The organism is Emticicia sp. 17c (genome assembly GCF_037153985.1).
Classification (GTDB): Bacteria; Bacteroidota; Bacteroidia; order Cytophagales; family Spirosomataceae; genus Emticicia.
This window is the reverse complement of record NZ_JBBAYI010000002.1, coordinates 523,008-534,508: the sequence shown is the minus strand read 5'-3', so window position 1 is coordinate 534,508 and position 11,501 is coordinate 523,008. Positions and strand designations below refer to the sequence as shown.

Annotated in this window: 6 protein-coding genes; 2 read left to right on the top strand and 4 right to left on the bottom strand. The window is 44.4% G+C overall.

The genetic code is table 11. The features are described 5' to 3' along the window. Positions 1 to 7 precede the first annotated feature (7 nt). Positions 8 to 1,519: a sulfatase family protein gene (locus WAA15_RS06755; protein ID WP_337041948.1), complete on the top strand. Its 1,512-nt coding sequence runs from the start codon at positions 8 to 10 to the stop codon at positions 1,517 to 1,519. A gap of 27 nt (positions 1,520 to 1,546) precedes the next feature. Beyond that, positions 1,547 to 3,919: a GH92 family glycosyl hydrolase gene (locus WAA15_RS06750; RefSeq protein WP_337041947.1), complete on the top strand. Its 2,373-nt coding sequence runs from the start codon at positions 1,547 to 1,549 to the stop codon at positions 3,917 to 3,919. Between the two features lie 79 nt (positions 3,920 to 3,998). Here WAA15_RS06750 and WAA15_RS06745 read toward each other — a convergent pair whose 3' ends face one another. The 4 genes from WAA15_RS06745 to WAA15_RS06730 all read right to left on the bottom strand — a co-directional run bounded on the left by WAA15_RS06745 (position 3,999) and on the right by WAA15_RS06730 (position 11,482). Then, on the bottom strand, positions 3,999 to 5,531 hold the full coding sequence (locus tag WAA15_RS06745) for an alpha/beta hydrolase family protein (protein WP_337041945.1): 1,533 nt from the start codon (positions 5,529 to 5,531) through the stop codon (positions 3,999 to 4,001). A gap of 254 nt (positions 5,532 to 5,785) precedes the next feature. After that, complete coding sequence (locus WAA15_RS06740) at positions 5,786 to 7,129, bottom strand: TolC family protein (RefSeq protein ID WP_337041943.1); 1,344 nt, start codon at positions 7,127 to 7,129, stop codon at positions 5,786 to 5,788. Further along, complete coding sequence (locus WAA15_RS06735; protein ID WP_337041941.1) at positions 7,129 to 8,217, bottom strand: efflux RND transporter periplasmic adaptor subunit; 1,089 nt, start codon at positions 8,215 to 8,217, stop codon at positions 7,129 to 7,131. The genes WAA15_RS06740 and WAA15_RS06735 overlap by 1 nt, the downstream gene beginning before the upstream one ends. A 49-nt stretch (positions 8,218 to 8,266) precedes the next feature. Beyond that, positions 8,267 to 11,482: an efflux RND transporter permease subunit gene (locus WAA15_RS06730; RefSeq protein WP_337041939.1), complete on the bottom strand. Its 3,216-nt coding sequence runs from the start codon at positions 11,480 to 11,482 to the stop codon at positions 8,267 to 8,269. Positions 11,483 to 11,501: the final 19 nt, after the last annotated feature.

Genomic DNA, 11,501 nt, shown 5'->3' with positions numbered 1-11,501 from the left:
ATTAAATATGAAAAGGAAATTCATCATAACTATTATTCTTTGCCTGAATATACTCGCATCGGGGTTTGCACAGAAACCCAATATAGTGTATATACTGGCCGATGATTTAGGTATTGGCGATGTATCGTCGTACAACCCGAACGGGAAAATAAAGACTGACAATATTGATAAACTGGCACAATGCGGTGTTCGGTTTACCGATGCCCACACTACTTCTGCCGTTTGTACGCCTACCCGTTATGGAATCCTGACGGGGCGATATAACTGGCGTACAACCCTTAAAAAAGGGGTATTACATGGCTACGATACTCCCCTGATTGACCCTCAACGCGAAACCGTAGCGTCGTTTTTGCAAAAGCAGGGTTATAAGACGGGTATTGTAGGTAAATGGCATCTCGGCTGGACATGGGGTAATATTGAAGCTGGCGAAAAAAAGGTTGACTTTGCCAAACAAATCAGGAATAGCCCCAATAGCAATGGCTTCGATTATTCGTTCTGTATTCCGGCTTCGTTGGATATGCCGCCGTATGCCTACGTCGAAAACGGCTTTTGTACGGCTATTCCTAAAGATACCTGCGAAGGCCGCAAAGGTATTGAGCTATTCAGGGCAGGTATTAGCGCGCCAGATTTCAAACCGGAAGATGTAATCGGGAAATTCACCGAAAAAGCCCTGAGTTTCATTAATCAGAATGCAAACAAAGAAAAACCGTTTTTCTTATATTTTCCGCTAGCGGCTCCGCATACCCCTGTGTTACCAATTGGCGATTTTGTAGGTAAAAGTAAGGTCTCTCCTTATGGAGACTTTGTGTTGATGGTTGATGACGTAGTGAAGCAAATTGTAGCTACATTGAAAAAAAACGGAATCTACGACAACACCATAATAGTATTCACGTCAGATAACGGCTTTGCTAACTCGGCCAATTTACAGGCACAACTCGCAAAAGGACACAACCCGTCGGCCGATTATCGGGGTTTAAAAACCGATATTTTTGAGGGAGGCCACAGAGTGCCATTTATTGTTAGCTGGGGTAAGGCAATTAAAAAAGGCAAGGTGTCAGACAAGCTCATTTGTAGTACCGATTTTTTCAGAACTGTTGCCGAACTTAACAAGGCTCAGCTAGCCGATAATATAGCCGAAGATAGTTTCAGTTTTTTAGGTGAAATAACCAATAAAAAATCTGGATTTGAGCAAAGAACTTCAGCTATTCATCATTCATCAAATGGCTACTTTGCTATTCGCAAAGGGCAATGGAAACTCATTATGTGTTCGCATTCGGGCGGCAATGGTAAGCCTAAAGAAGATAGCGAAGAAGCAAAAAAACTGCCACCTATTCAGCTTTACGACCTTCAGACAGACATGGCGGAAAACAAAAATGTTTATGCCGAACACCCTGAAATTGTGAAAGAACTAACAACGTTGCTTACCCGATATGTAAAAGACGGAAGAAGTACGAAAGGCACAATACAGACCAACGATGGCCCTGCTTACTGGAGCCAGTTAACATGGCTTGATAAATAATTTATGTTTAAAAAATAACCTGATGGCATGAGCAAACTCACCACTATTATTACTTATCTGATTAGTTTTTTTATAATTAACACCGCTTTTTCTCAAAAAACTCGGCCTGTTGACCTTGTTAATCCGTGGGTTGATACGGCCAATTCGAGGTGGTTCTTTTTCAATTCGGCTTGTCGTCCGTTCGGAATGGTAAACCTAAGCCCCGATAACGGCGTAAATTCTGACTGGGGGTCGGGGTACCGTTATCATTCAGACAGTATCAAGTGTTTTAGCCATATTCATGGCTGGCAGTTATCGGGTGTTCCTGTAATGCCCACTACGGGTATTTTTAAGGGGCATCTGGGTAGCCAACAATATGGTTCTTCGTTTTCGCATAGCAAAGAAATAGTCAAGGCGGGGTATCATAAGGTTGTGCTAGATGCCTATAATATTACTGCCGAGCTTACTTCTACCACAAGGGTGGGCTTTCATAAATATACTTTCCCGAAGGCCGAACAAAGCCATATCTTGTTTGATTTCTCAACTTTTCTGGGGCCATCTGATACACAAAAGGGCTATGTCAGGAAAGTAAGCAATCAGGAAATAGAAGGGTATGCCATTATGGCTCCAACCACGCGCAGGCCCAAAACCCTGACGGTCTTTTTTGTGGCTGTTTTTGATAAACCCTTCGATAGTTTCAAGGGCTGGAGAAAAGGGCAGTTGGAAGATATAAAAGATTCGATTGAAGGTGAAAAAACGGGTGCTTATGTGAGTTTCAGAACCAGTCAGGGAGAAGTGCGGCAAATGAAAGTAGCCATTTCGTATGTGAGTGAAGCACAGGCCAGATTAAATCTCCAAACTGAGCTACCGCACTGGAATTTTAACAGAATAGTAACAGAAAGCCAGACCGACTGGAACAACTGGCTAAGCCGGATAGAAATTCAGGGCGGAACGCAGCTTGAACAAAGCCGATTTTACACAGATTTGTGGCATGCACTATTAGGCCGCAGAATTATTTCGGATGTAAACGGCAAATACTCGGACATGACCGGACCAGAGCGGAGAATCGGGCAGATTCCTCTAAACGCAGACGGAAAGCCTAAGTTTAATCATCATAACTTTGATGCCTTGTGGGGGGCGCAATGGTCGTTAAATACACTCTGGCATCTGGTGTATCCAGAAGTAACCGAGTCTTTTATTAATTCTATGTTGCTGATGTATAACGATGGCGGTCTTATTCCGCGAGGGCCAGCAGGAGGAAACTATACTTTTGTAATGTCGGGTGCGCCATCAACACCTTTTATCGTGAGTGCGTATCTGAAAGGAATCAGAGGTTTTGATATTGATAAAGCATACGAGGGTATGCGTAAAAACCATTTTCCCGGAGGCTTAATGAGCAAAGCAGGCTACGAGCATAAAACCCTGAAAGGTGGCGGCTTGGAGTATTATCTTGAACGAGGGTATGTGCCACACCCATTAACCAACATTAAATACGGATTCCATCAGGATGGCTCAACTCAGACGCTTGAATATGCCTATCAGGATTATACGTTGGCACAAATGGCCAAAACACTCGGAAAAACAGACGATTATAGCCTTTTTATGAAACGTGCAGAGAATTATAAAAATATCTGGAATCCTGAAATTGGCTGGATGTGGAACAGAACACTTGAAGGCAAATGGGGCGAGCCTGTCGATATTCTACGGTATGACAACGGTTGGGAAGAAGGTAACGCTGCACAATATACTTGGTTTGTGCCACACGATGTTCAGGGCCTGATTAACCTGATGGGTGGCAGAGAGGCATTTACAACCAAACTGAATTCATCGTTTGAAAAAGCCCAGAAACATGATTTTGTATCGGGCAAATCGCACGATAAAGAAACGCTTGAAGAATACCGACGAGTATATATCAATTACGGAAACCAGCCTTGTATGCAAACACCGTTTTTGTTTAATTTTTCGGGTGCGCCATGGTTAACCCAATACTGGACCCGCCAGATTATCAGTAAGGTATATAGTGGTATTTCTCCTGATTTCGGATACAGTGGCGATGAAGATCAGGGCTTAATGGGAAGTTTGGCCGTTTTATTAAAAACAGGTATATTCTCGACAAGCGGAGGCACAACACCCAAACCATATTATGAAATCAGTAGCCCGATTTTTAACAAAATTACTTTTCACCTCAATACTGATTATTATAAGGGCAAGCAATTTGTGATTGAAGCCCGTAATAATTCGTCAGGTAACTTGTATATTCAATCAGCGCAGTTGAACGGACAAGCACTGAATCAGCCGTGGATATGGCACGATACTTTGGTAAATGGTGGCAAACTTGTGCTTGAAATGGGGCAGAAGCCTAATAAAAACTGGGGCAGTAAACCCGAAGCTGCGCCAGTGTCGATGTCATCAAAGCCTTAATTATGCAAAAAGGTCTGGGTATATAAAACTTCCCAGACCTTTTACAAATAGGCTGTAATGAACAGTAAATCAATGATTATTATTGTTTTTCATATTTTAGCACCCGATTCGCCCACGGAATAAAGTGCTTCATATTAGGCCAGTCGGTATGTCCGCCATCATGTTGCCGCCAAGCTAGTTGTCCGTCTAGCATATCAGTATTAACAGGGGGCATTTTCTCACTTTTATAATCGTTAGAAACGCCAATATCTTTCGCTCCCAATAATTTAAAAACCGAACCTGCCGCTACCGTTGCCATGTAACTCCCTTGTTGGTCAAGCCAGCGGGCATCACCCTTTTCAGGAATCCCATAGCTGATAAAAGTAGGTCTCGGAGCGCAAAGAGCAATTAGCTCATGAGAGTCAACGGGTAGGTCGCATCCGGTTTTAGTGCCAAAACTTGCTTCTTCTGCTCCATATTTCATATAATTACCTGCCATCCAGTAATATTCACCTCCTGTAAGGCTTTCTACGGCTTCGCCAAATACCCTACGGTGCAGGGTAGCTCCTCCTTTACCCGAAGAGCCAATCAACCCTATGGCAAAACGTGGTTCAAAAGCAAGTGCCACCAAAGCGGCTTTGCCATAACGTGATACCCCCTCTATGCCTACGCGTTTCGGGTCTACGGCAGCGTCAGTTTCTAGGTAATCAAGCCCTCGGGCGGCTCCCCATGCCCATGCACGTAAGGCCCCCCAGTCGTCAGGTTTTCGGGGCTGTCCTTTGTTAACCAAGCCAATAATGCCACGAGTAATACCTGCGCCGTTGTCGGCCTGAATACTAGCGGGGTCAATAGTTGCATAACCCCAACCTGCTGCCAGCAATTGCTCTGTCGAAGGGGATTCTCCATTGGGTGGAGGGGCAAAAAAATTAGGTCCGGGTAGGCGGGTAATTGGGTTATAAGCAGGGTATTGCTCAAAAATAGCCTTTAAAGAAGGGTCATGTTTTATCATCATGTCTTTAAAAGCGGTGTTAATTTTTTCCATGTGTTCGGGGCTTGGCTGTGCCGGAGCCGGAAACGACGGCCTTCCAAACATCATTAATACCGGTACAGGCCCTTTTACATTGGCTGGTACTACCAGCATCATGTTTATATCAACCGTAATAAGTGGGTATTCAGCGTTATCTACATGGCCTATCAGTTGCTTGGCTACCACCGGAATACGGCCCACAAATTCCTTGTCAGTAATCTTGACCGTCCATGTTACCGATGGTATCTTCTGCGGAAGCCTGCCATATACTTCCCTTTCGATATCCTCCACCAGTTCGGGGCGGCGTTTATTCCACCAGTCGTCGGCGGTTGTTACTTTCTTGCCATTTTTTAAGGTAAGCGCCTCTGGCAGTTCGGGGCAGGGGTTTGCCGTAGCTTCATCGTAGTTTGCATGGTTAGGAGCCGACTCATTACCGCTTGGGCCGGGTCTCAGGCGTTTAATACCCAATTGCTGCATCATGTTATCGTGGTCTTGTTGGTCGGTAAAAGTTACTAATGGCGGTAACCCATTGCCAGACGATGCTGTGTTTTGCGCCAAAGCTCCTGCCGCCGACAACAACCAAACGAAAACTATCTTTTTCATCATGATAAAAATTAAGGTTGAATGTTTGCCTGAAAATATGGTAGGGAAAGCCTGACAGTAATAAGGCATTAATTTTCAGGAACTTAAAGCTAAGAGCTATTGCAGAAACTTCAAAAGAAATAACCGATTTTCAGAAAAATAATATCTGGGCTTTAATAGCATATACGAAAAAACTAGTAGTTACAAAAGGATTATAACTCAGCCAAGCTGGTAGTAAGTGCATAAAAAAAGGAGGCCGTGCCTCCTTCTCAATATTGTTATTCTTGTATGTCTCCGGTGTAGAACTGTATCAGTTTTTGCTGGTAACGTACCTGAATGCCCGCACGGGCTACATTTATTTTGGCAGAAGCCATTGCACTCTGGGCCACGAATAAATCGACTAATGGAGCAAGGCCATTCTGGAAACGGCCTTGTTGTAATTCAAATGCCGCCTGTGCCGCCGATAACTGCGCTTGTGCCGTAGTAAACTGTTGCTGAGCTGTTTCGTAATCGGTCAGGGCCTGATTTATTTCGGCCCGTATCTGGTCTTGTCTGTCCAGTATATCTAACTCACGGTTTGCTTCCTCTATACGGTTTTTGGCTACCGCAGTTTTTGTTTGATTTCGGTCGAAAATATTCCACACTAAGCTCAGGCCAGCATATACGTTAACCTGATTGCCTAATTGCCTGATAATATTTCGTTGTTCAATGGTTTTCAAGGCATCAGTTCCGTTAATGTTCTGCTGAAACAGGTGTCGTCCGGCAGTTGTAAGCCCTCCAGAAGCTACTAACTGAGGTTTTAAATTTGCCTGAATAATGGGTGTTCTTAGGGCAATGGCTTCTCGTTGTTGTTTCAGCGTGAGTAAGTCATAACGTTTGGTATAAGCTGAATTAACCAGACTTTGGGGCGAAAAACTAGCCACACCTTCTTCGGGTAGTTCCTGAAAGTCGTATTCGCCTGCTGGTAGATTTAAACGACGAATCAGAAAAATTTTATGGTTTTGAAGAACATTTCTGGCCGCTATTACCTGCTGCTCGTCTAGACGGGTCTGTGCTTGTTGCTGATATAACTCGTTCGGGAGCCGTAAGCCAGCCTTTACGAGGCCAGTCAGGATAGTATCTCTTTCTTGTGAAAGCTGCCAGTTTTGTGTGGTAATCTCAATCAGCCTGCGGTCGAGCGATAACTGTAAGAAAGCCAGACTTAAATCATTTATTATTTGCTGACGGGTAAAAATAAGCTGTGAATTGGCTACTTCTTCGGTTTTTTGTGAAACCAGTACTTGCGATTTGCGCGCACCTCCGTCGGCTAACACGTAATTACTATTGGCCTGAAAGTTCAGTCCTGTATAGGTACTGGCAACCAGCGAGGGAGTAGCAACAGTGAGCAGGTTGCTTCCTGACTGAAAGTTAAACGCTCCGTTAAAAGTAGCGTTGGGTAAAAACAGATTTTTGCTTCCGTAAACATCCCATTTAGCTGCTTCAACATTATTTTGTGCTTTTTTAATACCTACATTCTGCTGAATTGCCATTTGTAGGGCTTCCTGAAAACTCAATACTTTGGTTTGCGCCAGCAGGGTAGTGGCACAACACCAGATACTTAAAAACAATATACCTTTTTTCATTATTTTTTTTCTGGTTTATTGACCACCTTTACCAATGTGCTGTCGATTAATGAATTGCCAACGTTCAGTGCCACTACATCTCCTTCTTTTAAGCCTGCGTACACACGGTATTGTAGCCCATCGCCTGCACCAATTTTAATAGGGCGGTAAAAAATACGGTTATCTTTTATAATGGGAGCAAAATATTTATCTCCCTTTACTACTAATGCCTGAGCCGGAATACTCAGAAATTCCTGCGCAGGTAGGTGTATCAGCACTTTCAGAAAACTACCTGCCAATACTTTGTTACCGGCATTATTGTATTCTATTTCGGCAAGCATCATTCTGGTACGCATATCCAGCTCGCCCGTCAGGCGGGTAATATTGGCATGAAGCGTATCTGACGAGCCCGGCACAAGAATATCCACAGGTGTACCCGGGCGCACAGTGGCGGCATCGGCCTGTTCAATAAAAATGGTAATCCTTAAACGGTTCACCTGCGAAACCGTAACCACAGGCAAAGCACTGGTTTGTGAAGATGTAGCTGCCTGTAATAAAGCCCCTACATCGGCATAACGCGCCGACACATTGCCCGCAAAAGGAGCTTTTATGGTGGTGTAAGATAACTTCTCTTTCTGAGCATCGAGCCTTGCCTGTGCCATTTCTACATCGGCACGGGCTTTGTCGGCTTCTTGTTCAGTTACATACTTTTTGCTTAGTAACGATTCTACCCTACGCAAATAGCTTTGTTTCTGCTTTAAGTCGGCTTCTAAAGCTAGCTTTTCCTGCTCCAAATCGGGCGATTCGATAATGGCAATAGTTTGGCCTGCTTTTACATCCTGCCCTTTATCTACATAGAGTTTTTGTAAATAACCGCTTATTTTGGCATAGAGGGTTACCGACTGATAAGGACGAGCCTCGGCTGAAAGCATGAGGGTTCTGCCTGATTTTTGCTGAGTAATGGTTGTTGTACTTACGCTTGTAGCATCAGACTTGGCCGCTGGTGGCTCAGCAGAATCTGCCCGGCTTATCACAAAAATCCCGACCCCTACGATAACCAGAATTATGGCTAATAACCCGATTCGGCGAAGATTTTGTTGATTTTTCATAGTATTTATCTGTTTTTGAATGTCTGTTATATTTCTTTGAGTTGGTTCATCAGGCTACTACCTGCGTAGTTTCTTCTTGGTCTTCTAATAAGCTTACTTTTGCTTTGGCTTTGCCTCTATATAAGCCTGCGTAAACGGCGGGTACTACAAAAAGCGTAAAGAGTGTAGCAATTACCAGCCCGCCAATTACGGCTCGGGCTAGTGGTGCATTTTGCTCAGAGCCTTCGCCTAGCCCGATTGCCATCGGAATCATACCTAAAATCATAGCAAGGGCTGTCATCAGGATAGGGCGCAGACGGGTTTTTCCGGCTTCGGTAACAGCTTTCAGTACTGAATACCCCTCAAGACGGAGGTCGTTCGCATAGCTTACCAGTAGCGTAGCATTAGAAGCTGCAATACCCACGGCCATAATAGACCCCATCAACGATACTACGTTGATAGTAGTGCCTGTGGCATAGAGCAGCAAAATAATGCCCGTTAAGGCTCCCGGAATAGCCGCCAGCACAATAAGAGGGTCTTTTACAGACTGAAACAACACTACCATTAGCACATATACCAGCAAAATAGCTAGTACCAAGCCCTGTGCCATATTCGTGAACGAATCGTTCATTACCTGCCCTTGTCCGCGTACTGTAATATTAAAGCCTTTAGGTAGTTGGCCTATGTTTTTAATGATGCGCTGAATATCGGCCGAAACAGAACCCAAGTCTCTGTCTTCGACGTTGGCAGATACATTCAGTACCCGTTGAATATTCTCATGGTTAATCTGGCTTGGCATTACAGCCGGCTTAATATCTGAAACATTCCTTACCGTTTGGGCAATTTGACGGGGTACATCGGTTGGCTGCACGCTTGTGTTACTATTTAATGCTCCTGCCGCAGCACTGGTGGTTAAAGGTAGATTCATTAAATCGCTGACCGATTGTATTTTGCTCATAGGCGATTTTACAACCACCGTATAGTTTACGTTATTAGCAGGATTCAGGAAGTAAGACGGTGCAAATAAACCACTCGACGACAAGTTTACCAGTAAGTTACTGGCTACGTCACGTTGGCTTAGGCCCACTTGTGCGGCCCTTATGCGGTCAACGTCTACTTTCAGGGTAGGGTAGTCGAGCACCTGTTTAATGGTTACGTCTTTTAGCCCTTCTACTTTTTTGAGCGAGTCTCTCAGTACTTTGGCTAGTTCGTAGCCTTTATTATAATTGGTTACTTCAACCTGTAAGTCAACAGGCGAACTCAACCCAAAGTTCAATACTTGTCCTACCATGTCGGCCGTCTGGAAATAAGATTGTGTCCCCGGGAAATCGTTATTAAGTACCTCTCTGATTTTATTCCGGTAGATTTCGGTAGGCTTATGGCCTTTCTTGAGGGCAATCATGATTTCGGCATCCATACCGTTAACGTTATCCGACTGCACATAAGCCAGATTGAAGAAAATCGGTATACCAATATTAGCACTGATGGTACTGAGTTCTTCAGGCGGAACTATTTTTCTTACGGCTTGTTCAATGCGTTCTACATATTTTTCTGTTTCTTCAATACGTGTCCCAAATGGAGCCCTGAAATGGAGTTTCATAAAACCAGTATCAGTAGTAGGAAAGAAGTCAGTACCTACTCTTGGCGTAACAATCACAACAGTAAGAATAACCAGCACCAGCGAGCCAATTAATAACCAGCCTTTATACTTAAGGGTTTTGCGTAGCCTGCTAGCGTAAGTATCTTGCAAGCGTTCAAACTGGCGGTCTCTCCAGCGGTCAAATCTAGTCGAATGGCTATCATGCGAACCAGCAGAAAGCATCAGGCGCGAAAGTAGTGGCACCAGTGTTCTGGACAATACATAAGACGTAAGCATGGCTACTACCACCGATAACGCCATCGGAATAAATAAATACCCTGCCGGACCCGTAATAAACAATACCGGAATAAAAACGATACAGATCGATAACGTAGCTACCAGCGCAGGGGTAGCAATATCATGCGAGCCATCCAGCACGGCTCTGACCAGCGACTTACCCATACTTAGGTGTCGGTGAATATTTTCAATAGCTACCGTTGCGTCATCTACTAGCATCCCAACTGCCAGCGATAAGCCACCAAGAGTCATGATATTTAATGAGTTACCTGTGAGGTCAAGCACGATGATTGCCGTCAGAATAGCCAACGGAATAGACGTTACTACAATAAACACGTTTCTCCAGTTGCCCAGAAAACCAAAAATCATTAAACCTACCAGCACAATAGCCAGAATCATTTCATGCAAAACGTTGTCGATGGCGGCACGAACAAAAATACTCTGGTCAAAATCTGTGGTAATCTCCAGCCCTTCGGGGGCTACTTCCTTGATTTTCGGAATCATGTTTTTTGATGCCTCTACGATAGTCAGCGTAGAAGCACTTGATTTCCGAAGAATACTCAAATAACTGGCGTGTTTGCCATTAATACGAACAATATTGGTAGGGTCGGCAAAGGAGTCTGATATTTTACCGATGTCTTCAATTTTAATAGTTTGTCCATTAATAACTTTTACCGGAATATCATAAAACTGGTCTACTGTGCTTGGGCTGGCATTCAGGGCAATGTTATACTCTGTTTGCCCCATTCTGGCCGTACCTGCTGGCAGAATAACGTTTGAGCTTTGCAGGGCCGCAATTACATCGGCTGCCGACAGCCCTTTGGCAGTTAGCTGGGCAGGGTCAATGTCTATATTAATCTGGCGTTGTTTGCCACCATAAACACCGGGAGTTTGCAGGCCCGGAATAGTAAAGAGGCGTAAACGTAAAAAATTATTGGTGTAGTCGGCTACGGCATCTTCGCCCATTGTTTCACTCGAAATAATCATGTGTAACACGGGCAGGTTTGAGGCATTATAAGGCAGTAACACGGGCGGTTGCATACCCGGAGGCATCTGCCGCAAGGCCGTAGACGAAACCGCCGAAATCTGGGCCAATGCCTGCCCCAAGTCGGTGCCAGCCTGAAAATATACACGTAACAAGCCTACTCCTGGAATAGAACTTGATTCGATACGCGAAACCCCCTGTACCTGCGAGGAAATCCCGCGTTCGTTATTAATTACTACCCGACGTTCCATGTCTTCGGCTGATAAGCCGGGATACGCCCAGACGATATTTACAACAGGTATGTCAATTTTCGGGAAAATATCCGTTTGCATCGAACGGATTGCCATAACACCTCCGAGCATCATCAAAAAAGCCATGACTGCAATGGTATAAGGGCGATTGAGTGCTAATCGAACAATCCACATAAGAGAGATTCAGTTTTAT